Below are 26,128 nucleotides of genomic sequence, written 5' to 3'. Positions count from 1 at the left end.
CCTAAACTTGTCTCGTCGGTTCAGCCAGGCGAATTCGCGCCGAACCGCAACGAAAACGTCTGAGGAAACCGTGAAATCCATCATCGCCACTGCCGCCGCTACCGTCCTTCTCGCCACACCGGCCGCGTCGTACGCGCAATCGTCGCACTCGACGCTCACGCGCGCACAAGTACGCCAGGAGCTGTTCGACCTCGAATCGGTCGGCTACGAGCCGGTCGCCGGCAACGGCGACAACTATCCGGGCGACATCGTCGCCGCGCAGGAACGCCTGGCCGCCAAGCGCCTCGCCGAACACAAGAGCGCCGAAGCGGCGTACGGGTCGAACGGCGCACCGGGCATGGATTCGGGCGCGCCGGTAGCTGCGACGGCGAAGCCGTAACGCGCTGCCGGTCGTTGCGGGGGAGAATGCCGTTCCGGCTAAAATACCGGCCTGCCGCGCGTCCCGCCGCGGCCGGAGAACCCCCATCATGACCGCACGTCGCGGAGTCGCGGTCGCCATCGCGCCCCACCACGAGACAGCCAGCCTGTCGAAAGCCCAGAAGACGTTCAATACGCTCGTCAAGCAGATCGAACAACGGCGCGAACGTCTCGGTGCATGGGACGCCGTTTTGCCGATCTTCCAGAAAAAATTCGTCGACGGGCTGTTGCCGCTCGAACAGGCGTCGACGGCGTTGCGGATCGGCATGCTCCATCGGCTCGACGACGCCTTCCTGCAGAAGGGCTTGAGCAAGGCAGAACAACGCACCCTGTCCGAGCTGATCGCCGATATGGCGCGCAACCTGCTCGACGTCAGCGACGACGCGCAGTTGAAAGTCATCTACAACCGGCACAGCGCATCCGGCCACGACAACCGCGCAGCGGCCGATCGCGCACCGACGAAGCGAGCATCGGCGCCGACACCCGCCGCTGAACCGGCAGACGATCTCGACACGCTGTCGCCCGACGAACTTGCCGAGCGTTTGCAAGCCGAACTGGACGAGCAGTTCAAGCGGGACATGGCCCAACATGAGGCCCGCGAGGCACAGCGCGCCAAGCGCAAGAAATCTCCCAAACAATCGGCCGCGCAGGCCAAACGCGAAGCCGAGCAGGCCGAATCGAGCAAGTCGATCCGCGAGGTCTATCGCAAGCTGGCCAGCGCGCTGCACCCCGATCGCGAATCCGATCCTCGCGAACAGGAACGCAAGACCGTGCTGATGCAGCGGGTCAACCACGCTTATGCGAAAGGCAATCTCCTGCAACTGCTGGAACTGCAGCTGGAGATCGAACAGATCGACCGGCGCGCGATCAACGGCCTCGGTGAAGACCGGTTGACGCGCTACAACGGCATCCTGGAGGAACAGATCCGCGAGCTGGATCAGGAGATCCAGCACGTGGAAACCGATTTCCGGCGAACCTACGGCATCGCGCCGACCGTCAAGGTGGCGCCCGATACCGTGGTCCGCATGCTCACGCGCGACATTGCAGGCATGCAGCGCAGCAACCACGACCTGAGCATCGCGCTGCGCGAGTTCGACGATCCGGAAAAAGTCAGGGACTGGCTGAAGGACATGAAGCGCCGGCACGCATCGTCCCGCTTCGACGACGATTCGTTCTAAGCGAGCCCGCGCGCGCCCCGCGGAACGGCGGCACGCTGCGCCGCCGCCGCCCGTCCAAGCGAACCGCCTTACGCCTTGTGCCCCGAGATCGGCCCCGCTTCGCCGGTCAGGTTGAGCACGCTGTCGATCCACGCGAGAAACGTCGAGAACGTGAAATCCGACCACTGCTGCGTGCGAAACGCCTTCATCACCGGCGTATCGGCCGGGTCCTGCTGGTTCAGCAGGTTGTCGACGAACGTACCGATGTCGGCGTCGGTGCCGTTCTCGTGGATCCCCGACCCGGTGAAGCTGACCGCCGTCACCTGATGGTTGTCGATGAAGTCGTTGCGCGCCCACGGCATGAAATAACCGAAGTTCGGCAGCGGGTTCAGCGTCTGCTTCAACCCATCCAGCTCCTGTGCGAACATCGCGAGCGACAGCGAATCCTTCGTCGCGTCATCCGGCGCCGCGATCACGGCCGGCACAAACGCGCGATAGTGATACGCGGCGATGATCTTGTCGCGCTGGTAACTCGAAAAGCCGAAGCGGTCATGCGGATAAGTCGCCGACAGCGCCGCGTACGCGCTCCCCATGTTGCCGGGATCGAAGTGGCTGGTCAGCCGGCTGTTCACCGTGATCATCCCGTCGGGCCCCGTCATCCCCCACTCGGTGCGCACCTTGTCGTACAGGCCGACCGACGGATGCGCGGCCGCATCCGCATCGAACGGCGTATTGAACACCGTGCCGGCATCGTCGAGCAGCGAACTGTGCGCCTGCGGCTGCAGCGTGTTGCGCAGCGTCGCGTAGTTCGCGAGCGTGCCGTAGCCGCCAGCGCTCATCCCGTACACGAGCAGCCGGTTCGGCTTGCCCAGCCCGTGCGACACAAGCCACTGCGCGACGGCCTGGATGTTCTTCAACCCGCTGTAGTGCTGGAGACGCCAGTCGCCGGTCGGCGACGTGTAGTTGCGCACCGCGCTGCCCATGTGGATATCTCCGGTGCAATAGGGCACGAAAACCTGTGTCCACTGCTGCGTCTCGACCTTCGGTTCGCCAACAAGGATATGCGCGAGATCCATGCGCGTCAGCAGCGGCGACAGGAACGACGACAGCAGGCTCTCGTTCGCGGTGCCGTTCATGTAGTTGTGCGGGATGCCGTCCGGGTTGAAGCCGCCGAGGCCGGCCTCGGCACCGGTGGACGTCTGCGTGCAGGTGCCGTAGTCCCAGCACGCGCCGCCCGGCTCCATCATGTACAGCAGGTTGTCCGACTGCGCGCGATTGACGTAGAAGCGCATCGGCGTGCCGTTGCCGCATGACGCGCCGCTGCTCTCCGGCAACGTCACTTCGTACCACGAATAATATGGAATCGATGGATCCGGCATCGTCGTATCGGCCGCGTGGCCGTTCAGTGCCGCGCAACCGAGCAGCGTGGCAACGGCCGCGCGCAGCAGGCATCGTGCTGATGACATCTCCCCTCCTTGTCGATGGACATGACGCGGCCGCCGGGCAGGGTCCCGGCGTCGCGGATTCGGCGCTCAGTGCGCGCCGGACGGTGAAGCGCCGTCGAACAGCTGGACACGCAGCGCCTGCAGGCGCTGCGCGATGACGGTCTGTTGCTGGTCGGGATCGGGAATGCTCGCCTGAACCTGCCGGACGACATCGCGGCTCTGCTGTTCGTACGCGAGATAACGCGGGTCCTGCGCCGGCGACGGGCCGACCGTCTGCTGCGCATATGCATCCCATTGCGCGCGCATCGACCGGAGCGCCGCGCCGCGTGTCGCGGGATCGGCTTCGGTATCCGTCAGCAGCGCCGCGCTGAGCGCTTCGGCCTGCACGGGCACGATCTCGTTGCGTGCGACATGGTCGGGCAGCTCGTCGAGAATCCGCTGCGCAAGCGCGGTGCGCTCGGCTTGCGGCAGGCTGTTGCGGCGATCGCCGTAGGCGGCGACTTCGTCGCGGAACCGCGCGAACGCGACGATGCGCTTCACTTCCGCGTCCGCGTCCGCGTCGGGCCGGCTCGCGAGGCTGCGGCGCAGCGCGTCGACGTCGAGCCGCCGCTCTTCGGGGCCGGGTGTCGCAGCGCCGGTGCCGAATGCATCGGCCGCGACGGACTGCACGTTCGCCGTCGTGCCCGGTGTGCCGGATGACGCTGCTTCCGCCGGTGTCGCCGCTTCGTATCGCCAGATCGCGACGGCCGCCACGCCGATCGCCACTATCGCGCCTGTGCGCCGCCAGAGTGCCCTGTTCTTCTTCACGTCGCCTCCTCGTCACGTCATGCCGTTCTTCGCCGGTGCATCCGCGAGTAGGTTCTAGGTCGAATCCGGCACGCAGTCAAAAGCGGCGCTAGAACGCAGGCACTAAACCTGCGTGCAGCGGCCGTGCCCGGCAAAACGTTTGAAACGCTTTTCGTTGTCGCTCGCGCGAACGCGCAACCTCGCGCGCCACGCCCGTCCGGCGGCGCTTCGGGCCACCGCGTACCGCGCGCGTCGCGACACCAAGCAAGCCGCGGTCCAGCCGCACGGCGCACGCCGGCCGCGCATCCGCGTGGCCGATACGGATGGCCGGATCGGACCCGCCGAACGACCCGCTGAGCGCTTGGTCGGCATTTTGGCCAGCCCTATGCTGATTTCCGACACGCGCCGAACGGTCGGCGCGCCGCACACCCGACCCAGCCGAGCCCGTTCAATGAGCCGTGCAGACCTCCCGCATCGCGCACCCGCCGCCGTCCACGACTATCCCACCTATCGCAACGCGCTCGCGGGCCACCGGCTCCCCGCCGCGTTCGTCGATCTCGATTGCCTCGACGCGAACCTCGCCGACCTGAAGCGCCGTGCACGCGGCCTGCCGATCCGGCTCGCGACGAAGTCGGTGCGCTCGCGTGAAGTAATCGGCGCGGTGCTGGCCGCCGGCCCGTTCATGCAGGGGCTGCTGTGCTATTCGGCCGCGGAAGCCGCGTGGCTCGCGGACGGCGGCTTCGACGACATCGTCGTCGCGTATCCGACCGTCGAGCCCGACGACCTGCGCGCGGTGGCCGCGCAACTCAGGCAGGGCCGCTCGATCACGCTGATGGTCGACGACAACGCGCAGATCGACACAATCGACCGGATTGCACACGAGGAACGCGTGACGATCCCGCTCGCGATCGATCTCGACATGTCGTCGGCATACCCGGGCCTGTACTTCGGTATGTACCGCTCGCCAGTGCGCGACGCCTCAAGCGCACTCGCGCTCGCAAATCGCATCGGCCAGCGGTCGCACGTCCGGCTCGACGGATTGATGGGCTACGAAGGACAGATCGCCGGCGTCGCGGATACCGAACCAGGTGGCGGCGTACGCAACGCGCTGGTGCGCTACCTGAAGCGCCGTTCGGCACGCGAGATCAACGCGCGCCGCCACGCGGCCGTGCAGGCGCTCGCGGCCGGCGGCCACACGCTGCGCTTCGTGAACGGCGGCGGCACCGGCAGCTTCGAGAGCACGCTCGGCGACGCGTCGGTCACCGAGCTTGCGGCCGGCTCCGGCCTCTACGCACCGGCGCTGTTCGATCACTACGCGGCGTTCCATGCGCAACCGGCCGCCGGCTTCGCGCTGCCGGTCGTGCGGATGCCGCAGGCGGGCATCGCGACCTGTTCGGGCGGCGGTTATATCGCATCCGGCCCGGCCGGCAAGAGCCGCCTGCCGCGGCCGTGGCTGCCGGCCGGCTGCACGCTGATCGGCAACGAGGGCGCGGGCGAAGTGCAGACGCCCGTGCGCGTGCCGCACGGCGTCGCGCCGGCGATCGGCGAGCCGATCCTGTTCCGCCACGCGAAAGCCGGCGAACTGTGCGAGCGCTTCAACACGCTGCTGCTGATCCGTGGCGGCCGCGTGGTCGGCGAGGCGCCCACCTATCGCGGCGAAGGCAAGAGCTTTTTCTAGCGGGCCGAGCGGCCCGTCGATCCAATCATCCAAACCATTCGAACGACAACCACGGAGACAACGCCATGTGGCGCAACTGGTCGGGATATGTCTGCAGTCCTGATGCAACCGTATCGACACCTGCGTCGCGCGCCGGGCTCGCGGCCGTGCTGCGCGACGCGGCGGCTGCCGGCGCCACCGTGCGCGCGGCCGGCGCCGGTCATTCGTTCTCGCCGCTCGTGCAGACCGACGACGTGATCCTGTCGCTCGACGCGATGCAGGGCGTGATCGACGTCGACCGCGACCGGCGCGTCGCGCGCGTGCATGCCGGCACGCGGCTGTGGGCGCTGGGGCCCGCACTCGCCGCGCACGGCCTCGCGATGGAGAACCTCGGCGACATCAACGTGCAGTCGATCGCCGGCGCGACCAGCACCGGCACGCACGGCACCGGCATCACGCTCGGCAACCTGTCGACGCAGATCGACAGCCTGACGTTCATGTGCGCGGACGGCAGCGAGATCCGCGCGACGGCCGACACGCATCCCGAGCTGTTCGCGGGCGGCCGGATCGGGCTCGGCGCGCTCGGCGTGCTGACCGAGATCGGCCTGCGCCTCGTGCCCGCGTTCCGGCTACGCCTCGAGCGCGGCGGCATGCGGCTCGACGACTGCCTCGCGCAAACGGACGCGCTGATCGCAAAGCACCGCTCGTTCGAGTTCTACTGGTTCCCGCATACGGACACCGTGCTGACCAAGGCATGGGACATGACCGACGAGCCGGCCGACGCCGTGCACTGGGCAAGCCGCGCGTCCGAGTCGTTCCTCGAGAACACGGTGTTCGGCGCGCTGTGCGGACTCGGCAAGCGCGTGCCGTCGCTGTGCCCGGCGCTGAGCCGGCTGTGCGCGTCGACCGTGTCGGCCGGCCGGCACGTGGACGCGAGTTACGCGATGCTGTCGACGGTGCGCCGCGTGCGCTTCAACGAAATGGAATGGTCGGTGCCGGCCGAGCGCGGTGCCGACGCGCTGCGGGAAATCCGCGCGTTCATCGCGCGCCGCAGCTTCCCGCTGATGTTCCCGATCGAATACCGCTGGGTGCGCGGCGACGACATCTGGCTGAGCCCCGACTACGGGCGCGACAGCGTGCGCATCTCGGTACACCAGTATCGCGGGATGCCGTTCGACGCGTACTTCTCGGGCGTACAGGCGATCTGCCGCAATCACGGCGGCCGGCCGCACTGGGGCAAGGTACATGCGCTGAAAGCCGCCGAGCTCGCGGCGTGCTACCCGCACTGGGACGATTTCCTCGCGCTGCGCGAACGGATGGACCCGCACGGCCGCTTCCTGACGCCGTACCTGCGCACGCTGTTCGGCCTGCGGCAGCGTGCAACCGCCGCCGCTGCGCCGGCCCGCCGAGGGACACACCCGATGCCCGAAACGGCCCGCGTCGAGCAAGATCGGCCGCGATCCAACCAGGAGGCCTCATGACCACAGCCACCCTGCGCGTGACAGCGCAGTCGCGTCCCGATCCGTCGACCGGCGCCGTCGTCCGCCTCGCGCTCGCGTTCGCGGCGGCCACCAACGGCCTGATCCTGTCGCCGTTCCTCGTCGCGGCCGTGATGACGCGTTTCCGGCTCGACGAAGGCACGGCGACCGCACTCGTCAGCGCCGAGATCCTCGGCATCGCGATCAGCTGCGCGCTGCTGTCGCACCGGATCGCGCGCGCCGCACGGCCGTTCACGCTGGCCGGCGTGGCCGGCACGATCGCGGGCCAGGCGCTCAGCGCGGTCGCGCCCGGCCTCGTATCGGCGGCGGCCGCACGCGGGATGACGGGGCTGTTCGAAGGGATCCTGTTCGTGGTCGTCGCGTCCGGCGTGTCGCAGCGCGCATCGACCGACCGCCTGTGGGGGCAAATCAACCTGCTCGCGGGCGGCATCAACGGCGGCATCCTCGTGCTGATCTCCGCGCTGCCGGCCGCGTGGCTCGGGCGCTGGGTGTTCGCGCTGCTGGCGGCCGTCGTTGCCGTGCTGGCGCCCGCGATCCGCGGCATCGATGCGTTCGCGAGCGCGCAGTCGCAGGCCCACTCGCGCGGCCATGCGCTGCCGTGGCGGCCGGTCATTGCGATCTGGGTCGTGACCGCGCTCGTCTACGGCGTGCAGGCGTCGCAGTGGGCGATCGCCGGCTTCGTCGGCGAGCGTGCCGGGCTATCGCCGACGACGATCGGCGTGCTGCTGTCGGTGTCGTCGCTGCTCGGCTTCGTCGGCGCGGCGATTCCGTCGCATCCGGCCAGCCACAAGCACCGCCTCGCGCTGATCTGGGCCGCGCAGCTGGCGATGATCGCGTCGATCGAATGGTTCTTCGGCGCGCGCGGCGGCCATGCGTACTTCCTGAGCCAGTTCGTGCTGAACAGCGCGTTCTTCGTGATCGTACCGTTCCTCACCGGGATGCTGTCCGACGTCGACCCGGACGGCTCGCTGGTCGCGCGCACGCTCGTCGTCACGTTCTTCGCGGCCGGCATCGGCACCGCGCTGTCCGGCGCGCTGCTCGACCGCTTCGGCGGCACCCACGTCGCGCATGTGCTGTGCGTGGCCGTGCTGGCCGCGGCGCCGTTCGTGCGGCTCGCGCTGCGCCGCGCGGCGCCCGGCACCGTGGCCCGCGCGTCGCCCTGACCGCACTGCGTCATGCGCTGGCCGCGACGCACCACGAGATTGGCCGCCGCGGCCTTGGCCCGTAAGAATTTGGCTTCCTACAGTCGTTTCCGGCGGTGCGATGTCGCCTGCCCCCTGTTCCATCCGGAGTCCCGAATGAATCGTCCCGATAGCGTTCGCGTGGCGTGCTGCGCGATGATGGTCCTGGCCGGTACCGGCGCGCACGCGCAAAGTAACGTGACGCTCTACGGCGTGATCGACGCGGGCATCCGCTACGAAACGCATGGCGTGTCCTACGGCGCCGACGGCACACCGGTATCGACCGGCCGCAAGATCTCGATGGCCGACGGCGGCGGCCTGACCGAAAGCTACTGGGGCCTCAAAGGCAACGAAGACCTCGGCGGCGGGCTGTCCGCGCAGTTCAACATCGAGAGCCACTTCGGCCCGAACAGCGGCAGCATCGTGCCGGCCGGCTCCCCGAACTTCTTCCAGGTCGCGTACGTGGGGCTGACCTCGACATCTCTCGGCCAGCTTTCGCTCGGCCGTCAATACAACGTGCCGTTCGAGATGGTGTCGCTGACCTACGGCTCGAACCTGTGGGCCGGCCCGCAGGATCCGTACTTCAACCTGTTCAAACCCGAGCAGACGATGCTCGCAGCCGCGCGCACCAGCAACATGATCCAGTACGGCGCGCAGCTCGGCAGCCTGTACCTGCTTGCTCAGTACGCGCCGGGCGGCCATGCGGGCGGCGGCGTGCTCGGCAGCCAGCTCGGCGGGGCCGTCGCATACGCGCCGGACAAGGGGCCTTTCACGGTCGGCGCATCGTTCATGCGCAGCTGGGACGACGTCACGCACGGCAAGTTCGACGTCTACGGCGGCGGCGGCTCGGTGACGCTTGGCAACGCGACCGTCAACGCCGGTTATATCGAGAACGCGCGCGACAACGACTTCACGTCGTTCGAGAACGGCCCGTTCAGCCCGACCGACCTCGCGGGGCTCGGCATCATCTCGCCCGCGCAGGTGGTCGACCCGACGGTGCCCGGCGGGTTCCGTCGCCGCAAGATGGCGCTCGCGGGGCTGACGTACCGCTTCACGCCGGCGTTCACCGCGGCCGTCAACGCGTGGTGGACCACGCAGTCCGGCTATACGTCGGACTTCGACGGCCACGCGCGCCAGTTCCAGGTGATCGCCGGCTACAACCTGTCGAAGCGCAGCATGCTCTATGCGGAAGTCGACTACGCGATCTACCGCGGCGGGCTGATCGGCGCGCAGCTCGTCGGCGTGAACGGGCAATCGCCGAGCACCAGCACCACGCAGCTCGGCGCGACGGTCGGGCTGCGCCACTACTTCTGAAGCGGGGTCGTATGGCATGTGGCCGATAACGGCCGGGGCGGCACCCCGGCCGGGCGGGACGAGTACAATCCGTGGAAAAAAACACGGAGCATCCATGGACGATACCGCCCGTTATACGACGGCGAATCTGCCGGTCCATTTACTGCGGTGCCTCGCGGAGACAAGCAAGGAACTGGGCATCGATCCCGTGCGGCTGTGCCTCGGGCTCGGCTTCGACGTCGCCGACCTGTCGAATCCGTCGTGCCGGATTTCGTTGCGTCAGGCGAGCACGATGATCCGGCGCGCGCTCGAGATGGCGCCGGGGCGGGCGCTCGGCCTCGAACTCGGGACGAGCGAGACGATCGCGTCGATCGGGCTGGTCGGTTACGCGATGCTGACGAGTCCCACGCTGAAGGACGCGATCACGGTCGGCCTCGAACTGCAGCGCCACACGGGGCCACTGATGCGCTTCGACCTGGTGTCGGACGCGCGCTCGCTGTCGATCCGCGCGACCAACGTCTTCCTCGAACCGGACATCGAGGCGTTCCTCGTCGAGGAAGCGTTCGGCAGCTTCATGAAGATCGGGCGCTCGCTCGCCGGGCCCGCGTTCCAGCCGAAAGTCATCGATCTCAGCTACCCGCCGCCGGCTTACGCGGACCAGTACGCGCGCGTTTTCCCGTGCCCGGTGCGCTTCGAACAGGAGCAGAACCTGCTGACGTGCGACGCGTCGCTCGGCCATCGCGCGATCGCGACGCACGATCCGCTCGCGCATCGCCAGGTGCTCGAATTCCTGCAGGACGCGCTGCCGCCCGAACCCGAGGGCACCGAGTTTCTCGAATCGATCGAACGGATCATGCGGCGCGACCTGCGCCATACGCCGTCGCTCGCCGCGATCGCCGCGCAGCTGTGCATGAGCGAGCGCACGCTGCGGCGGCGGCTGGCCGACCAGGGCGTGTCGTACCAGACGGTGATCGACACGATCCGCCGCAAGCGCGCGTTCACGCTGCTGAGCAACCCGCGACTGTCAATCGAGGACGTCGCGCACGAGGTCGGGTTCAGCGACGCGCACAACTTCCGGCGCGCGTTCAAGCGCTGGACCGGACACGGGCCGCGCGAAGGGCAGCGCCCGCCGTTGTAACGGCGCCGCGCGCGGCGGCCGTTACGCCGCGCCCGCCAGCGAACGGTCGAGCGCGACGAGCGTCTGGTACAGCACGCGCGTGCCGTCGAGCAGCTGCTGCGGCTCGATCCACTCCTCCGGGCAATGGCTGCGGCCGCCCAGGCACGGAATGAAGATCATCCCGATCGGCCCCGTCGGCGCGACGTACACGGCATCGTGCCCCGCGCCGCTCGGCAGACGCATGCTCGGATAACCGAGCTGCGTGGCCGCCTGCTCGACCGCATCCATCACGAGCGGCTGGCAGTCGGTCGGCCGCGCGCGGCTCACGTGTTCCGCGTGCGCGCTCAACCGCAGCACGTCGAGCCGTGCGGCCGCACCGGCCAGCAGCGCCTCGGGGAACGCGTCGAGCACCGCATCGCTGTCGCTGCGCACTTCCAGCATCAGCTCGACCTGCCCCGGTACCGCGTTCGGCACGTTCGGCGTCATCGCGATCCGCCCGATCGTCGCCACGACGTAGTGCGGATTGCCCGACAGCGCCGATGCGCGCGCATGCGCGGCCTCGATCAGGTGCGCGGCGCCGACGAGCGCGTCGCGGCGGATATCCATCGGCGTGGTGCCCGCATGGTCGGGCTGCCCGGTCACCGTGATCAGCACGCGCCGGATGCCGACGATGTTGGTCACGACGCCGATCGGCAAGCCGCGCGTTTCCAGCACGGGCCCCTGCTCGATATGCAGCTCGACGAACGCGGCTGTGCTGCCCGGCGCGCGCAGCGGTTCGCGCAGCGCGTCCGGGTTGCCGCCGATGCGCCGCAACGCTTCGGCGAGCGTTTCGCCTTCGGCGTTGGTCGCGCGCAGCATGCCGGCATCGAGCACGCCCGACAGGGCGCGGCTGCCGACGCACGAGATGCCGTAGTCGCTCGGTTCCTCGGACAGGAAGTCGATCACCTCGAACGGGTGGTCGAGCACGATCCCCTGCTCGTTCAGCGTATGCGCGACCTCGATGCCGGCCAGCACGCCGATGATGCCGTCGAAGCGGCCGCCGCCGACGACCGTGTCGCAATGCGACCCCGTGACGAGCGGCTTCGTGCGGCGGCCGCTGCCTTCGCGACGACCGATCAGGTTGCCGCCCGCGTCCATCGATACCGCGAGTCCGGCTGCGGCGAATTGCGCGGCGAGCCAGGCGCGCGCTTCCGTAAACAGCGGCGAGAACGCGCGACGCGTCCAAGGGACGTCGGGCCGCGTGAAGCGCGCGAGTTGCTCGACGCGCGCGTTCAGGCGCTCGGCGTTCAGGGGCGGAAAGACCGTCGGATTCATGCGTGCTCCAATTGCGTGGCGATCGACCGGCTGCCGTGCGGCTTCAGGAAGCGGCCCGAGCCTGCCGGATTGACGATGCGTGCGCCGTCGTACACGAGCGCGCCGCGACAGTAGGTGGCGGCGATGCGCACCGAGAATTCCATGCCCTCGAACGCGCTCCACTGCACGGCCGACAGGCTGTGCGACGGATCGAACGCATAACGCTCGGGCGTGAGGATCACGAAATCCGCATCGGCGCCGACGTCGAGCGACCCCTTGCGATCGTCGAGCAGGAAGTGCCGCGCGGGGTTCGTCGCCAGCAACTCGGCGACCCGCGTCGGCGCGATGCCGTGCTGCTCGCAGCCAGTCCAGAATGCCGGCAGCAGCGTTTCGAGGCCCGGGCCGCCCGACGCGTTACGGAACACGTTGGCGTTGCCCTTGCGTTCGAGCCCCCAGCTCACGTGATCCGACGACACGAACGTGCACTCGCCGCGCGAGATATGCGTCCACAGCAGTTCCTGCTCGGCGCGCGGGCGAATCGGCGGGTAGTGCTTCGTCTTCGCGCCAAAGCGTTTCGTATGCGTTTCGTGATCGAGCATCAGGTACTGCACGCAGGTCTCGATGCTCGCGCGATGGCCGGCGCGCCGGAACATGTTGCACAGCTCGAAGCCGCGCGACGTCGACACGTGCACCGCGTGCGCACGGGCGCCCGTCTCCGCGCCGATCTCGTAGATCAGCGCGGTCGCCAGGTTCTCGATCAGCGGCGGATGCGCGCGCAGGAACGCGTCCCAGCCCGTGTCGCCGGCCTCGATCATCCGCGAGATGTTCTTGCGCGTCAGGTCCTGCATCTGGTTGTGCACGCCGCACGCGAGGCCCGACGGCGCGATCAGCCGGAACGCGTCGTACAGCACGTCCTCCTCGACCCGAGGGAACCGGCCGGGCGTCGCCTCGAACGTCGAAAACTTGAACGCACAGACGCCGCCGTCGATCAGCCCGGCCGCCGCTTCGAGGCCGTGCTTCGCGTTGAGCGTGCCGTACAGCGCGACGTCGACGTGGCAATCGCGCTCGGCCTCCGCGATCTTGCGGTCGAGCTGCGCGCGCGACGCGACCGGTTCCGGATCGTCGTACGGCATGTCGACCATCACCGTCACGCCGCCCGCGGCCGCCGCGCGCGACGCATGGCCCAGCCCTTCCTGGTTCGCCTGGCTGGCCGCATGCACCTGCCCGTCGACGACGCCCGGCAGCACCCACTGCCCGCGCGCATCGATCGTGTCGCGCGCCGCCGGCGGCACGCCCGCGCCGCGCGCGGCGATTTGCCCGCCCCGGATCGCGAGCCAGCCGTCGTCGACCACCTCGCGTGCGTCGACCAACCGGCCACGCACCACCTGCTCGAATTCGCTCATCTCTGCCTCCTGCTTTTTTGATCACGAGCAGTTTAGGCAGCGCTCTGCCAGAATGTCTCATGCCGATTTATCGCCCCCACATAACATGGAGTTAAGGCTGTGCGTCTGAACCTGCGCCAGATCGAAGTGTTTCGCGCCATCATGCTGACCGGCTCGATCAGCGGCGCCGCGAAGCTGCTGCACGTGTCGCAGCCGGCGGTGTCCCGGCTCATTTCGTATGCGGAGCAGCGGCTCGGTCTCGCGCTGTTCGAGCGCATCAAGGGGCGGCTCTATCCGACGCCGGAAGCGCAGCGGCTATTCGTCGAAGTCAACGCGGTGTACCAGGGCGTGCAGCGCGTCAACGAAATCGCGGAAGACCTGATCGAGAACCGGATGGGCCACCTGCGCATCGCATGCAGCCCCAATCTCGGGCAATCGCTGCTGCCGCGCGCGATCGCGGCGTTCTACCAGCGCTTTCCCGACGTGCGCATCATCCTGCACACGATGATCCCGAGCGTGTTGCTGCAGGCCGTACTCACGCAGCAGGTCGAGCTCGGCATCGCGTTCCTGGAGGACACCCACCCGAACGTCGAGAGCCAGCTCCTGTATGAAAACCGGATGGTCGCGGCCGTGCCCGCGTCGCACCCGTTCGCGCGGCGCAAGACGCTGGCCGTGCGCGATCTCGCGAACCAGCCGCTGATCGGCTATGGCAGCGACATTCCGCTCGGGCAACTGGTGCGGCGGCTGTTCAGCGACGAGGGACTGATACCGCAGGTCAAGATCGAAGTGCAGCAGGCGCACGTCGCGTGCGCGCTCGCGCAGGCCGGCACCGGCATCGCGCTGATCGACGAACTGACGGTCGCGGGGCCGGTGTGGCCGCAGATCGTCGTGAAGCCGATCGTGCCGACCATCGCCGCGCCGGTCAGCGTGCTGCACCCCGTGCTCGCACCGCTGTCGCGCCTCGCGCACGAGTTCATCGACACGCTGCACGCGCTTTCCGCGGACGCATGAATTACGGCGTCAACACGCCATCACGGGATTACCCTAGCCTTAACATCGCGTTATGAAGTCTCCATAAAATAGCAATAACGCTCAATATTCGGCGTCCCTAGAATCGTTTGGACAGTACCGCCACACAAGGCTTTCCGCCTGGCGCGTACGGTCTTTTTCCCCTCTCAGGACAAACGACACATGGGACGCATTCTGTCTTCGAAGGACGTCGAAGCCGCCGTCAAGGGCGGCTCGGTTTTCGCATGCGGCGGCGGCGGCTGGGCCGACCACGGCCGTGAACTCGGCACGCTCGCGGTCACGATCGGCCGCCCCGAACTGGTGGCCATCGACGAATTGCCGGACGACGCGTGGATCGCCACGGCCGCCGCGATCGGCGCGCCGGGCGGCCTCACCGACTGGCAAATGCTCGGCGCCGACTACGTGAAGGCCGCGCAGCTCGTGCAGGACGCGCTCGGCGCGCCGCTCGCGGGGCTCATCATCGGGCAGAACGGGATGTCGAGCACGCTGAACGCGTGGCTGCCGTCCGCACTGCTCGGCACCAAGGTGGTCGACGCGGTGGGCGACATCCGCGCGCATCCGACCGGCGACATGGGCTCGCTCGGCCTCGCGTCGAGCACGGCGCCGATGATCCAGGCGGCAGCCGGCGGCAACCGCGCACAGCATGCATACATGGAAGTAGTCGTGCGCGGCGCGACCGCGAGAGTATCGCCGGTGCTGCGCAAGGCGGCCGACATGGCCGGCGGCTTCATCGCGAGCTGCCGCAACCCGATCCGCGCATCGTACGTGCGCCAGCATGCGGCGCTCGGCGGCATCAGCCGCGCGCTCGCGCTCGGCGAGGCGATCATCGACGCCGAGCGGCGCGGCGGCAGCGCGGTGATCGATGCGATCTGCGCGGCCACGCACGGCGAGATCATCGCGAGCGGCAAGGTCGAGCGCAACACGCTCGAATACACGCGCGAGGCGTTCGACGTCGGCCTCGTCTATCTCGGCAGCGGCGCGCAGCGCGCGGTCATTCATGTGATGAACGAACACATGGCGGTGGACGACGCGCACGGCGAACGGATCGCGACCTACCCCGACGTGATCACGACGCTCGACAGCGAAGGCCGCCCCGTCAGCGCCGGGCAGCTGAAGGAAGGGATGGAGATCCACGTGCTGCGGGTGGCGAAAGCGCATATTCCGCTGTCGTCGTCGGTGTTCGATCCGGCGGTCTACCCGCCGGTCGAAGCGGCGCTCGGCATCTCGATCGCCAACTACGCGCTCGCGCGCTGACCGGAGGGCGACACCATGACCCGCACCTTCGAAGTCACGTCCGGCAACACGCTGCGCTGCAAGGGCTGGCGCCAGGAAGCGCTGCTGCGCCTGCTCGAGAACGTGCTCGCCGTCGGCGAGGACCCCGAACAATTGATCGTCTACGCGGCGCTCGGCCGCGCGGCGCGCGACTGGCCGTCGCACGACGCGATCGTACACACGCTGAAGACGATGGACGAGGACCACACGCTCGTCGTCCAGTCCGGCAAGCCCGTCGCGCTGCTGCGCACGCATGCGAGCGCGCCGCTCGTCGTGATGGCGAACTGCAACCTGATCGGCCAGTGGGCGAAAGCCGAGCACTTCTATGAACTGGAACGGCGCAACCTGATCTGCTGGGGCGGGCTGACGGCCGGCGACTGGCAGTACATCGGCTCGCAGGGCGTGATCCAGGGCACCTACGAGATCTTCTCGCGGATCGCCGAGCGCCATTTCGACAACGACCTGCGCGGGCGCTTCATCCTGACCGCCGGCCTCGGCGGGATGGGCGGCGCGCAACCGCTCGCGGGCCGCATGGCCAACGCGGCAACGCTCGTCGTCGAGATCGACCAGACGCGCATCGACAAGCGGCTGCAGATCGGCTTTCTCGAACGGCAGGCGCGCGATCTCGACGAGGCGCTCGCGCTGATCCGCGACGCGCAGGCGCGGCGCGAGCCGATCTCGGTCGGCCTGCTCGGCAACGCGGCCGACGTGTTCCCGGCGATCCTCGCGCGCGGCGTCGTGCCCGACATCGTCACCGACCAGACGGCCGCGCACGATCTCGTGTACGGCTACGTGCCGTCCGGCTACACACTCGACGAAGTGCGCGCGCTGCGCGACAGCGACCGCACGCGGCTGATGGACGCGAGCCGCGCGTCGATCGTGCGTCATGTCGAGGCGATGCTCGGCTTCAAGGATCGCGGCGCGATCGTGTTCGACAACGGCAACCTGATCCGCACGCATGCGAAGGACGGCGGCGTGGCGCGCGCGTTCGAGATCCCGGTGTTCACCGAGGCGTTCCTGCGCCCGCTGTTCTGCCGCGCGATCGGCCCGTTCCGCTGGATCGCGCTGTCGAACGACCCGAACGACATCCGCGTCATCGACGACTACCTGCTCGCGCACTTCCCGGACAACCGGATCGTCACGAACTGGATCCAGCGCGCGCGCGAATGCGTGCCGTTCGAAGGCTTGCCGGCGCGGATCGCGTGGCTCGGCCACGGCGAGCGCACGCGGCTCGCGCTCGCGGTCAACGCGATGGTGCGCGACGGCGTGCTGGCCGGGCCGGTCGCGTTCACGCGCGACCACCTCGACGCCGGTGCGATGGCGCACCCGAACATCATGACCGAGAACCTGCGCGACGGCTCCGACGCGGTGGCCGACTGGCCGCTGCTGAACGCGATGATGAGCTGTTCGTCGATGGCCGATCTCGTCGCGATCCATTCGGGCGGCGGCGGTTACAGCGGCTACATGACGAGCGCGGGCATCACCGTGGTCGCCGACGGCAGCGCGGCGGCGAACGAGCGGCTGACGCTGTCGATGACCAACGACACCGCGCTCGGGGTGATCCGCTATGCGGACGCCGGCTACGAAGAAGCGCTCGATGAAGCGGAACGCAAGCAGATTCCTCATATCCGGCTGTAAGGCCGCCCCGCACGACGACAGGAGATCGAAGTGAAGCAAACCGCGGTTCCCCTCGACACGGCCACGGCCGTGTCGCCCCCTGCCACACGTGCCGGGCGCGCCATCGCCGCGGCCTCGATCGGCAACGCGCTGGAGTGGTACGACTTTTCCGTCTACGCGTTCTTTGCCGTGTACATCGCGCAGAACTTCTTCCATCGCGGCGACACGGGCACCGAGCTGGTCGAGGCGTTCATGGCGTTCGGGATCGGCTTCATCGCGCGGCCGCTCGGTGCGCTCGCGATCGGCGTGTACGGCGATCGTGCGGGCCGCAAGGCCGCGCTCACGCTGACCATCCTCGTGATGGCGGCCGGCACCGCCATCATCGCGTTCGCGCCGCCGTTCACCGCGATCGGCGTCGGCGCGCCGCTGCTGATCCTGTGCGGCCGCCTGCTGCAGGGCTTTTCGGCCGGCGGCGAAGTGGGCGGCGCGGCGGCGTTCCTGATCGAGCACGCGCCGGCGGACCGCAAGGGTCGCTACGCGTCGTGGCTGCAGGCCAGCATGGCCGCGTCGAACATCCTCGGCGCGCTGGTCGCCACCGGCGTGACGCTCACGCTGTCGCGCGAACAGATCGGCGACTGGGGCTGGCGGATTCCGTTCATCCTCGGTCTCGCGATCGCGCCGGTCGGCCTGTGGCTGCGCAAGACGCTCGACGAAACGCCGCATTTCCGCGCGGAAATGGCACGCGCCGCGCGCGCCCCGGCCGAACGCAAGACGCCGCTGCTGCAGGTCGTGCGCGACTATCCGCGCGCGCTCGTGGTCGGCACCGGGTTCTCGGTACTGTGGGCCGTCTGCGTGTATGCGCTGGTGATCTACATGCCGACACACGTGCAGCGCGCGCTGCACTTCGACGGACGCGACGCGTTCATCGCGTCGCTGGTCGGCAACTGCCTGATGGCCGTCACCTGCGTGTGCGCGGGCAGCTGGTCGGATCGCTTCGGCCGGCGCAAGGTGCTCACGGCCGGCGCGCTGCTGATGCTCGTGTCGGTGTACCCGCTGCTGCGCTGGCTCGCCGACGTGCATACGCTTGCCGCGCTGATCGCGGTGCAGAGCGCGTTCTGCGTGATGGTCGCGATCTTCACGGGCGTCGCGCCGGCCGCGTTGTCGGAGCTGTTCCCGACCCGCGTGCGCGCGACCGGCATGTCCCTGTCCTACAACATCGCCACGACGATCTTCGGCGGCTTCGCGCCCGCGATCCTCGCGTGGCTCACGCAACGGTCCGGCAACCCGTTCGCGCCTGCCTGGTATGTGATGGTCGCGAGCGTCATCGCGCTCGCGTCGATCGCCGCGCTGTCTTCCACGTCACGTCACGCCTGAAATCGGAGAACTGCTTCATGCAACGCTTCCTCATGCGGAGCGCGATCGCGCTCGCGCTTTTCGCCGCCGTCCCGGCCTTCGCGGACGTCACGCTCGACGGCCGGTCCGTCACGCCCGAATCGATCGCGCGCATCGCCGACGGCGAAGCCGTGTCGATCGCGCCCGCCGCCCGCCAGCGGGTCGTCGCCGCGCACGACGTGCTGCTGAAGGCCGCCGCGGCCGGCCAGCAGATCTACGGGCTGACGGTCGGCGTCGGCCTCAACAAGGACCGCGAGATGGTCGACGCGCACGGCAAGTTGTCGCAGGAGGTCATCGAAGCGTCGACGCGCTTCAACATCGGGCTGATCCATGCGCATTCGGGCAGCGTCGGGCCCGACATGAGCATGCGCGTGGCCCGCGCCGCGATGGCCGCGCGCCTGAACGCGATGCTCGACGGCGGCGCCGGCGTGCAGCCGGCGATCGTCGACGCGTACGCGCAGTTCCTCAATCGCGGCGTCACGCCGGCGATGCCGGCAGACGGCTCGATCGGCGAAGCCGACATCACGATCCTGAGTCACGTCGGGCTCGCGATGCTCGGCGAAGGCGATGTGTACTACCAGGGCCGCAAGCTCGCGGCCGCCGACGCGCTGAAGTCGGCCGGCATCGCGACGATCCATCCGTACGGCAAGGACGCGCTCGCGATCCTCAGTTCCAACGCGTATTCGGCCGGCATGGCGGCGCTGGCGCTCACCGACATGGCGCGCCTCGCGCAGGTGTCGAAGCTCGTGTTCGCACTGAGCCTGCAGGGGCTGAACGGCAACGTGTCGCCGTTCCGCGAGGACACGCTGGCGTTGCGGCCGTTCCCGGCCACGCTGCGCGCCGGCGCAGCGCTGCGTACGCTGCTCGCGGGCAGCAGCCTGTGGAACAAGGACGCGGACCGGCCGCTGCAGGATCCGCTCAGCTTCCGTTCTGGCGTCTACCTGCTCGGCGAAGAGGATCGCACCTACGACGAAGCACGCGCGTTGCTGCAGGTCCAGCTCAATTCGAGCGACGACAATCCGGGCGTCGCGGTCGGGGTCACGCCGAAGTCGACCCGCGCGCAGGATGCGGCCGGTTACGTCGACGGCGGCGGCGCGGTGCTGCCGAGCGCGAACTTCGAGCCGCTGCCGTGGGTGCTCGCGTTCGAACAGCTCGGGCTCGCGCTCGGCCACAACGCGCTCGCGTCCGCGCAACGCATCGTCAAGCTGAACGACCCGCACCTCACCGGCCTCTCGCGCTTCCTCGGCACCGAGGAAACCGTGCATGCGTTCGGTGCGATGGAGAAGCCGCCGACCGCGCTCGCGATGACGGTGAAGTCGCTCGCGATGCCCGTGTCGCTCGACTACCTGCCGGTGGCCGGCGGCATCGAGGACGTCGCGACGAACGCGCCCGACGTCGTGCAGCGCGTGCAGAAGCAGATCGACGCGAGCTACACGCTGCTCGGCCTCGAACTCATCGAAGCCGCACAGGCGATCGACCTGCGCCAGCGCAAGCAGCCGTCGTTCACGCTCGCGCCGGCCACGCAGCCGCTCTACCGCGCGCTTCGCACCAAGGTCGCGTTCCTCGAGCGCGACCGCCCGCTCACGCCCGACTTCCGGGCCGCCGATACGCTGCTGCGCGCGTATCGCGACTGAGCGACAGCGGCACAACACACTCCCTTCGTTTCACCGTTTTCCCGCCGCCGCGATCGTCGTCCGATCGCGGTGCGGGGGACGCACGTCCGCATGCAACCGGATCGACCTACCGTTCGCCGTCTTTCACCCACACCGCACCGGAACACCACCATGAAAAAACTCCTGTTCGCGCTGCCGCTCGCCGCGGCCGCTACTGCCCACGCGCAAAGCAGCGTCACGCTGTACGGCATCGTCGAGGATGGCGTCGACTACGTGTCGAACGTGCAAGGCAAGCATCTCGTGCAGCTCGCATCGGGCGTGACCGCCGGCAGCCGCTGGGGCGTGCGCGGCACCGAGGATCTCGGCGGGGGCCTGAGCGCGATCTTCCGGCTCGAAAGCGGCTTCGACATCAACTCCGGCCGCCTCGGCAGCGGGCTCGCGTTCTCGCGCAATGCCTACGTCGGCCTGAACGACGCGAAGCTCGGCACGCTCACGCTCGGCCGTCAGTGGGATTCGATCGTCGACTACGTCGAGCCGTTCACGCTGAACGGCAACATCGGCGGCTACTACTTCGCGCACCCGAACGACATGGACAACACCGACAACGGCTTCCCGATCTCGAACGCGGTCAAGTACCGCAGCCCGACGATCGCGGGCTTCACGTTCGGCGGCCTCTATGCGTTCGGCGGGCAGCCGGGCCGGTTCTCCGACAACGCGACGTTCAGCGTCGGTGCGAACTACGCGGCGGGGCCGATCGGCGTCGGCATCGGCTACCTGCGGATCAACAACCCGGGCGTGTCGACGCAGGGTTATCAGAACTATCCGGGCTTCACGAACGCGATCTATGGCAACTACCTCGATGCGGCGCGCGCGCAGAAGGTGTTCGGCGTCGGCGCGTCGTACCAGGTCGTGCAGTGGCTCAAGCTGCTGGCCGATTTCACGAACACGAACTTCCAGCAGGGCAGCGCGGGGCACGACGCGACGTTCCAGAACTACGAGCTGTCGACGCTCGTCACGCCGACGCCTGCCGTGACGATCGGCGCGGGCTACACGTACACGACGGGCCGCGACCACGCGACGAACGCGGAGCCGAAGTACCACCAGTTCAACCTGAGCGTCGAATATGCGCTGTCCAAGCGCACCAGCGTGTATGTGATGGGTGCGTTCCAGAAGGCGGCGGGCGACGCGCCGGTGGCGCAGATCGCGGGTTTCAATCCGTCGAGCAACCAGAAGCAGGCGGTCGGGCGCGCGGGTATCCGGCACGTGTTCTGACGTTCCTGGCGGCTGACGGTCGGGCGTGGCGCCCGCCGTCAGCCGTTCCGTTCGTCTTCGCTTCCTTTATTCGATTCGATCAGTATGCCTATTCATTCAACCCGGAATACCGGCCGGCGGCAACGCCGCCTTCTGTCGACCCTCGGCGCATCGCTGATCGCCTGCATGATCGCCGCTGATGCATCGGCCCAGTCGTCCGTATCGCTGTACGGGCTGACCGACGTTTATGTCGGCACGCAAAGGAGTCTCGGCAAGCCGCGCGCGGTTGCGATGAATTCGGGCGGCTTCACGACGAGCTTCTGGGGGATCGGCGGCCGCGAGGATCTCGGCGGCGGTTATGCGCTGCAATTCGCGCTCGAAGCGTTCATGCGCCCGTCGAACGGCGGCGCCGGCCGCTTCAGCGGCGATACGTTCTTCGGCCGCAACGCGTATGTCGGCGTTTCCACACCGTACGGTGTGCTGCGCGCGGGACGCAACACGACGCCGTATTACATCTCCGTCGTGCGCTTCAACCCGTTCTCGACATCGTTCGGTTTTTCGCCGGCGCTGAACCAGATGTACAAGGGCGTCGCGGGGCAAGGCCTCGTCGGCGACAACGGCTGGAGCAATTCGGTGCTGGTTACGACGCCCGGCGAGCATGCGCTGCAGGCAAGCCTGATCTATGCGACGGGCAACGAGCCCGGCCACACCGGCGCGAACCAGTGGGGCGGCAGCGTCACCTACGACCGGCAACGCGCATTCAGCGCGACGCTCGCGTTCCAGCAGGCGCGCTACGACCGCGCGCCGGGCGACCTCATCGCATCGATCGCCGGCTTCACGCAGCAGGACGCCGTGCTGGCCGGCGTCGGCTACGACCTGAAGTTCGTGAAGCTCACCGCGTTCTACCAGTACGTGCACGACGCGATCGACGGCGGCGGGCTCGGCACGCATAGCGGCCAGGTAGGTGCGGCCGTGCCGCTCGGCTTCGGTACGCTGCTCGCGTCGGTCATGGCCGCGAAAAGCCACGGGCGCGACCGCCCGTCGAGAACGACCTGGGCGCTCGGCTACGACTACCGGCTGTCGAAACGAACCGACGTCTACGTCGCGTTCATGCGCGATCGCGCGAGCGGTGTCGGGAATGGCGATTCGGCGGGGCTCGGCCTGCGCACCGCATTCTGAGTTCGCGCGCGGTGCGCGCTCAAGCGTCGACTTCCGCGTGCAACAGCAACACCGCGTCGCGCTTCTCCAGCAGATGGCGCCGCAGGATCGCCGCGAGCGCCTTGCCGTCGCGCGCCTCCAGCGCCTTGATCATCTCTTCGTGATCGTGCACCGCGCGATCCCACTTCTCGACGTGCTGGTTCGAGCGGAACCGCATCGACATGATCCGGCGGTTGATCGACTGGTACGTGGCGCGCAGCGCCGAGTTGCGCGCGGCCTCGTTGATGCGGTCGTGGATTTCCTGGTTGCGGCTGTAGTAGCCGGGCAGGTCGTTCTGCATCCGGCACGCGAGCATCGAGTAGTGCAGCGCCTTGATCTCCGCGAGCTCGGCCGGCGTGATGCGCTCGCAGGCCAGCTCGCCTGAGAACGCCTCCAGCCCCGACATCAGCTCGAACGTCTCGCGGATCTCCGATTCGCTCATCCGGTACACGCTCGCGCCGCGGTTCGGCGACAGCACCAGCAGCCCCTCGGCCGCCAGCACCTTGAACGCCTCGCGCAGCGGCGTGCGCGAGATGCCGAGCGTCTCGCACAGCTCGCGCTCGTTCAGCCGCATGCCCGGCGTGAGCACACCTTCCACGATGAATTTGCGCAGGTGCTCGACCACCGTGTCGTGCAGCCGCTGCCGCTCCAGTTTCGGCAATGCCGGCGCGCCGCCGACATGCTCCAGATCATTCAAATCTTGCATGCAAAGTCCTTCCCTCTTGCTTCACGCGATTCTACTGCAACTCGCCCGACCCGAATATCACCCCGCCAATGTCGGGTAAACACCGGCATTTTCGGCGAAATCAGCACTTGGTTTCTCGGCGATCGCTCTGCTAAAGTATTTTGCATGCAAAATTCAAAATGCAACCAAGGAGACAGAACGACCATGCTGCACCTCGACTTTCATCCGTCCGGCCGCCACTTCCTGCAGATTCCGGGGCCGAGCCCGGTGCCCGACCGCATCCTGCGGGCGATGAGCTATCCGACCATCGACCACCGTGGCCCCGAATTCGGCGCGCTCGGCCTCAAGGTGCTCGCCGGCATCAAGAAGATCTTCAAGACCACGCAGCCGGTGATCATCTATCCGGCGTCGGGCACCGGCGCGTGGGAAGCCGCGCTGACCAACACGCTGAGCGCCGGCGACACCGTGCTGATGTTCGAGACGGGCCACTTCGCGACGCTGTGGAAGAAGATGGCCGAGGCGCTCGGCCTGAAGCCCGAATTCCTCGGCCTGCCCGGCATCGAGGGCTGGCGCCGTGGCGTGCAGCCCGACATGATCGAAGCGCGCCTGCGCGCCGACACCGCGCACGACATCAAGGCCGTGTGCGTGGTGCACAACGAGACATCGACCGGCGTCACGTCCGATATCGCCGCGGTGCGCCGCGCGATCGACGCGGCCGGGCACCCGGCGCTGCTGATGGTCGACACGATCTCGGGGCTCGCGTCCGCCGACTACCGCCATGACGAATGGGGCGTCGACGTGACGGTATCGGGCTCGCAGAAGGGGTTGATGCTGCCGCCGGGCATCAGCTTCAACGCGGTGTCGCCGAAGGCGCTCGCGGCGAGCGAGCACGCGAAGCTGCCGCGCGCGTTCTGGGGCTGGCACGAGATCATCGAGGCAAACAAGACCGGCTACTGGCCGTACACGCCGAACACCAACCTGCTGTACGGGCTGGCCGAAGCGCTCGACATGATCCTCGGCGAAGGGCTCGACGCCGTGTTCGCGCGCCACCAGCGGCTCGCGGAAGCGACGCGCCGCGCGGTGCGCGCATGGGGTCTCGAACTCCAGTGCGCGGACCCGGCCGTCTACAGCCCCGTGCTGACCGGCGTGATGATGCCCGACGGCGTCGACGCGGACGCCGTGCGCAAGCTCATCTACGAACGCTTCGACATGTCGCTCGGGCAGGCGCTCGGCAAGCTGCGCGGCAAGATGTTCCGGATCGGCCATCTCGGCGACTGCAACGACCTCACGCTGATGGCCACGCTCGCCGGCTGCGAGATGGGGCTGAAGCTCGCCGGCGTGCCGGTCGCCGCGAGCGGGGTCGTCGCGGCGATGGACACCCTCGCGTCGAACACGCACACGCCCGCGCTGCGCGCGGCGGCCTGATCGCATGGCCCGGCGGCACGCCGCCGGCCTCTCGCCCGTACCCCCTGCGGCCTGCGCACGACGCGCGGCCGCGCTGCATCGGCACGAAGCCGGACCCAGAACCGGCGCGGCTGCAAGCCAGACAACATCCAGGAGACACAACATGAAGCTGTTCCGAGCGACCGGCATCGTGCTGGTGATGCTGTGCGTGATGTACTTCATCACGTACCTCGATCGTGTGAACGTGAGCACGGCCGCCGCCGGGTTCGGTAAGGAATTCGGGCTGAACAAGACGGAGATCGGTCTCGTGTTCTCCGCGTTCGCGTATCCGTACCTCGTATTCCAGATCATCGGCGGCTGGGTCAGCGACCGCTTCGGCGCGCGCCGCACGCTGCTCGCGTGCGGGCTGCTGTGGGCCATCGCGACGCTGCTCACCGGGATGGCCGGCGGCCTCGCGTCGCTGCTCGCCGCGCGCCTGCTGCTCGGGCTCGGCGAAGGCGCGACGTTCCCGGCGGCCACGTCGGCGATGTCGCGCTGGGTGCCGCGCGAGAAACGCGGCTTCGCGCAGGGCATCACGCACGCGTTCTCGCGCGTCGGCAACGCGGTCGCGCCGGCCGCCGTCGTCGCGGTGATGGCCGTGTACGGCTGGCGCGAATCGTTCTACATCTGCGGCGTGATCAGCATCGTGTGGGTCGTGGTGTGGGCGCTCGTCTATACCGAACACCCGAAGGACCACCCGCGCATCACGCAGGCCGAACTCGACGCGCTGCCGCCTCCGAAGCAGAAACCCGCGACCGTACCGTGGGGCCCGCTGTTCCGCCGGATGATGCCCGTCACGATCGTGTACTTCTGCTACGGCTGGACGCTGTGGCTGTTCCTGAGCTGGATTCCGCAGTACTTCCTGCACAGCTACGACCTCGACCTGAAGAAGTCCGCCGTGTTCGCGTCCGCGGTGTTCTTCGCGGGCGTGATCGGCGACACGCTCGGCGGCCTCGTCACCGACCGCATCTACGCGCGCACCGGCAGCCTCAAGCGTGCGCGCAGCTGGATGGTGTCGATCTGCATGCTGTTCACGCTGCTGTCGCTGTTGCCGCTGCTGTTCACGCACCACCTGTACGTGTCGATGGCGTGCCTCGCGGCCGGCTTCTTCTTCGCCGAGATGACAATCGGCCCGATGTGGGCCGTGCCGATGGACATCGCGCCGGAATACTCGGGCACCGCGAGCGGGATGATGAATTCCGGCTCCGCGCTCGCGGCGATCCTGTCGCCCGTGATCTCCGGCTACGTGATCGACCGCTTCGGCAGCTGGGAGCTGCCGTTCATCGGCAGCATGGTGCTGATGGGCGTGGGCGTGCTGCTCGCGTTCCGCATGCAGCCGGACAGCCGCTTCGCCGACACGCCCGCCGAACAGCGCGCCGCCAATCGCTCACCGGCCTGATGC

At 68.4% G+C, this 26,128-nt stretch carries 21 protein-coding genes; 16 read left to right on the top strand and 5 right to left on the bottom strand.

The features are described 5' to 3' along the window. The first annotated feature begins 70 nt into the window (after positions 1-70). Positions 71-379 (top strand): DUF4148 domain-containing protein, encoded by a 309-nt coding sequence (locus VL15_RS02825; RefSeq protein ID WP_048243009.1) that lies wholly within the window; start codon positions 71-73, stop codon positions 377-379. Between the two features lie 88 nt (positions 380-467). Beyond that, a complete protein-coding gene (locus tag VL15_RS02820) occupies positions 468-1,595 on the top strand; it encodes a J domain-containing protein (RefSeq protein WP_048243008.1) in 1,128 nt (375 codons plus the stop codon). A gap of 68 nt (positions 1,596-1,663) precedes the next feature. On the opposite strand, the gene VL15_RS02815 is transcribed toward VL15_RS02820, so the two are convergent. Both VL15_RS02815 and plcR read right to left on the bottom strand, forming a co-directional pair. Next, positions 1,664-3,040: a pectin acetylesterase-family hydrolase gene (locus VL15_RS02815; RefSeq protein ID WP_048243007.1), complete on the bottom strand. Its 1,377-nt coding sequence runs from the start codon at positions 3,038-3,040 to the stop codon at positions 1,664-1,666. Positions 3,041-3,106: 66 nt separating this feature from the next. Further along, a complete protein-coding gene (gene plcR, locus VL15_RS02810; protein ID WP_048243006.1) occupies positions 3,107-3,826 on the bottom strand; it encodes a phospholipase C accessory protein PlcR in 720 nt (239 codons plus the stop codon). A 430-nt stretch (positions 3,827-4,256) separates the two neighbouring features. Here plcR and VL15_RS02805 point away from each other — a divergent pair, with 430 nt between their 5' ends. The 5 genes from VL15_RS02805 to VL15_RS02785 all read left to right on the top strand — a co-directional run bounded on the left by VL15_RS02805 (position 4,257) and on the right by VL15_RS02785 (position 10,573). Next, positions 4,257-5,483, top strand: a complete 1,227-nt coding sequence (locus VL15_RS02805) for an amino acid deaminase/aldolase (protein WP_048243005.1) — start codon at positions 4,257-4,259, stop codon at positions 5,481-5,483. A 65-nt stretch (positions 5,484-5,548) separates the two neighbouring features. Further along, positions 5,549-6,943, top strand: a complete 1,395-nt coding sequence (locus tag VL15_RS02800) for a D-arabinono-1,4-lactone oxidase (RefSeq protein ID WP_048243004.1) — start codon at positions 5,549-5,551, stop codon at positions 6,941-6,943. Next, on the top strand, positions 6,940-8,124 hold the full coding sequence (locus VL15_RS02795; protein WP_048243003.1) for an MFS transporter: 1,185 nt from the start codon (positions 6,940-6,942) through the stop codon (positions 8,122-8,124). The genes VL15_RS02800 and VL15_RS02795 overlap by 4 nt, the downstream gene beginning before the upstream one ends. Positions 8,125-8,259: 135 nt before the next feature. After that, a complete protein-coding gene (locus VL15_RS02790; protein ID WP_053077563.1) occupies positions 8,260-9,456 on the top strand; it encodes a porin in 1,197 nt (398 codons plus the stop codon). Between the two features lie 94 nt (positions 9,457-9,550). Continuing rightward, positions 9,551-10,573: an AraC family transcriptional regulator gene (locus VL15_RS02785; protein WP_048243001.1), complete on the top strand. Its 1,023-nt coding sequence runs from the start codon at positions 9,551-9,553 to the stop codon at positions 10,571-10,573. A gap of 21 nt (positions 10,574-10,594) precedes the next feature. Here the strand turns inward: VL15_RS02785 and VL15_RS02780 are convergent, their stop codons facing one another. Next, positions 10,595-11,866, bottom strand: a complete 1,272-nt coding sequence (locus VL15_RS02780; protein WP_048243000.1) for a Zn-dependent hydrolase — start codon at positions 11,864-11,866, stop codon at positions 10,595-10,597. Next, positions 11,863-13,248 carry a dihydroorotase gene (locus tag VL15_RS02775; RefSeq protein ID WP_048242999.1) on the bottom strand — a complete coding sequence of 462 codons (1,386 nt, stop codon included), beginning with the start codon at positions 13,246-13,248 and terminating at the stop codon, positions 11,863-11,865. The genes VL15_RS02780 and VL15_RS02775 overlap by 4 nt, the downstream gene beginning before the upstream one ends. A gap of 99 nt (positions 13,249-13,347) precedes the next feature. Here VL15_RS02775 and VL15_RS02770 point away from each other — a divergent pair, with 99 nt between their 5' ends. The 7 genes from VL15_RS02770 (at position 13,348) to VL15_RS02740 (ending at position 22,580) form a co-directional block, all read left to right on the top strand. Continuing rightward, positions 13,348-14,238: a LysR family transcriptional regulator gene (locus VL15_RS02770; protein ID WP_048242998.1), complete on the top strand. Its 891-nt coding sequence runs from the start codon at positions 13,348-13,350 to the stop codon at positions 14,236-14,238. 180 nt (positions 14,239-14,418) lie between these two features. Then, positions 14,419-15,510 (top strand): DUF917 domain-containing protein, encoded by a 1,092-nt coding sequence (locus VL15_RS02765; RefSeq protein ID WP_048242997.1) that lies wholly within the window; start codon positions 14,419-14,421, stop codon positions 15,508-15,510. Positions 15,511-15,525: 15 nt separating this feature from the next. Continuing rightward, positions 15,526-17,166 carry a urocanate hydratase gene (locus VL15_RS02760; protein ID WP_048242996.1) on the top strand — a complete coding sequence of 547 codons (1,641 nt, stop codon included), beginning with the start codon at positions 15,526-15,528 and terminating at the stop codon, positions 17,164-17,166. 30 nt (positions 17,167-17,196) lie between these two features. Beyond that, the gene (locus VL15_RS02755; protein ID WP_048242995.1) at positions 17,197-18,519 is read left to right on the top strand and encodes an MFS transporter; all 1,323 of its coding nucleotides are present in this window, start codon (positions 17,197-17,199) and stop codon (positions 18,517-18,519) included. Positions 18,520-18,536: 17 nt separating this feature from the next. Next, positions 18,537-20,171, top strand: coding sequence for an HAL/PAL/TAL family ammonia-lyase (locus VL15_RS02750; RefSeq protein WP_048242994.1), 1,635 nt, complete (start codon positions 18,537-18,539; stop codon positions 20,169-20,171). A 150-nt stretch (positions 20,172-20,321) separates the two neighbouring features. Continuing rightward, entirely contained in the window at positions 20,322-21,422 is a 1,101-nt protein-coding gene (locus VL15_RS02745; protein WP_048242993.1) for a porin, read from the top strand. A 90-nt stretch (positions 21,423-21,512) separates the two neighbouring features. Next, complete coding sequence (locus tag VL15_RS02740) at positions 21,513-22,580, top strand: porin (RefSeq protein WP_419188653.1); 1,068 nt, start codon at positions 21,513-21,515, stop codon at positions 22,578-22,580. A gap of 19 nt (positions 22,581-22,599) precedes the next feature. Here VL15_RS02740 and VL15_RS02735 read toward each other — a convergent pair whose 3' ends face one another. Beyond that, entirely contained in the window at positions 22,600-23,304 is a 705-nt protein-coding gene (locus VL15_RS02735; RefSeq protein WP_048242991.1) for a GntR family transcriptional regulator, read from the bottom strand. 183 nt (positions 23,305-23,487) lie between these two features. Between VL15_RS02735 and VL15_RS02730 the strand changes: the two genes are divergently transcribed. Beyond that, on the top strand, positions 23,488-24,708 hold the full coding sequence (locus VL15_RS02730; RefSeq protein WP_048242990.1) for a pyridoxal-phosphate-dependent aminotransferase family protein: 1,221 nt from the start codon (positions 23,488-23,490) through the stop codon (positions 24,706-24,708). Between the two features lie 142 nt (positions 24,709-24,850). Then, on the top strand, positions 24,851-26,125 hold the full coding sequence (locus VL15_RS02725) for an MFS transporter (RefSeq protein ID WP_048242989.1): 1,275 nt from the start codon (positions 24,851-24,853) through the stop codon (positions 26,123-26,125). Positions 26,126-26,128: the final 3 nt, after the last annotated feature.

Source organism: Burkholderia cepacia (assembly GCF_001039005.1).
Taxonomy (GTDB): Bacteria; Pseudomonadota; Gammaproteobacteria; order Burkholderiales; family Burkholderiaceae; genus Burkholderia; species Burkholderia theae.
Note: the sequence above shows the minus strand (reverse complement) of the source record. Positions and strands in the feature narration are given on the sequence as shown.

What these genes read in the sequence shown, in the direction of transcription:
- VL15_RS02775 (WP_048242999.1), bottom strand. Translation starts at nt 13,248, where the DNA reads ATGAGCGAATTCGAGCAGGTGGTGCGTGGCCGGTTGGTCGACGCACGC.
- VL15_RS02820 (WP_048243008.1), top strand. Translation starts at nt 468, where the DNA reads ATGACCGCACGTCGCGGAGTCGCGGTCGCCATCGCGCCCCACCACGAG.
- VL15_RS02735 (WP_048242991.1), bottom strand. Translation starts at nt 23,304, where the DNA reads ATGCAAGATTTGAATGATCTGGAGCATGTCGGCGGCGCGCCGGCATTG.
- VL15_RS02730 (WP_048242990.1), top strand. Translation starts at nt 23,488, where the DNA reads ATGCTGCACCTCGACTTTCATCCGTCCGGCCGCCACTTCCTGCAGATT.
- VL15_RS02800 (WP_048243004.1), top strand. Translation starts at nt 5,549, where the DNA reads ATGTGGCGCAACTGGTCGGGATATGTCTGCAGTCCTGATGCAACCGTA.
- VL15_RS02750 (WP_048242994.1), top strand. Translation starts at nt 18,537, where the DNA reads ATGCAACGCTTCCTCATGCGGAGCGCGATCGCGCTCGCGCTTTTCGCC.
- VL15_RS02790 (WP_053077563.1), top strand. Translation starts at nt 8,260, where the DNA reads ATGAATCGTCCCGATAGCGTTCGCGTGGCGTGCTGCGCGATGATGGTC.
- VL15_RS02780 (WP_048243000.1), bottom strand. Translation starts at nt 11,866, where the DNA reads ATGAATCCGACGGTCTTTCCGCCCCTGAACGCCGAGCGCCTGAACGCG.
- VL15_RS02805 (WP_048243005.1), top strand. Translation starts at nt 4,257, where the DNA reads ATGAGCCGTGCAGACCTCCCGCATCGCGCACCCGCCGCCGTCCACGAC.
- VL15_RS02760 (WP_048242996.1), top strand. Translation starts at nt 15,526, where the DNA reads ATGACCCGCACCTTCGAAGTCACGTCCGGCAACACGCTGCGCTGCAAG.
- VL15_RS02765 (WP_048242997.1), top strand. Translation starts at nt 14,419, where the DNA reads ATGGGACGCATTCTGTCTTCGAAGGACGTCGAAGCCGCCGTCAAGGGC.
- VL15_RS02785 (WP_048243001.1), top strand. Translation starts at nt 9,551, where the DNA reads ATGGACGATACCGCCCGTTATACGACGGCGAATCTGCCGGTCCATTTA.
- VL15_RS02795 (WP_048243003.1), top strand. Translation starts at nt 6,940, where the DNA reads ATGACCACAGCCACCCTGCGCGTGACAGCGCAGTCGCGTCCCGATCCG.
- VL15_RS02815 (WP_048243007.1), bottom strand. Translation starts at nt 3,040, where the DNA reads ATGTCATCAGCACGATGCCTGCTGCGCGCGGCCGTTGCCACGCTGCTC.
- VL15_RS02745 (WP_048242993.1), top strand. Translation starts at nt 20,322, where the DNA reads ATGAAAAAACTCCTGTTCGCGCTGCCGCTCGCCGCGGCCGCTACTGCC.
- VL15_RS02725 (WP_048242989.1), top strand. Translation starts at nt 24,851, where the DNA reads ATGAAGCTGTTCCGAGCGACCGGCATCGTGCTGGTGATGCTGTGCGTG.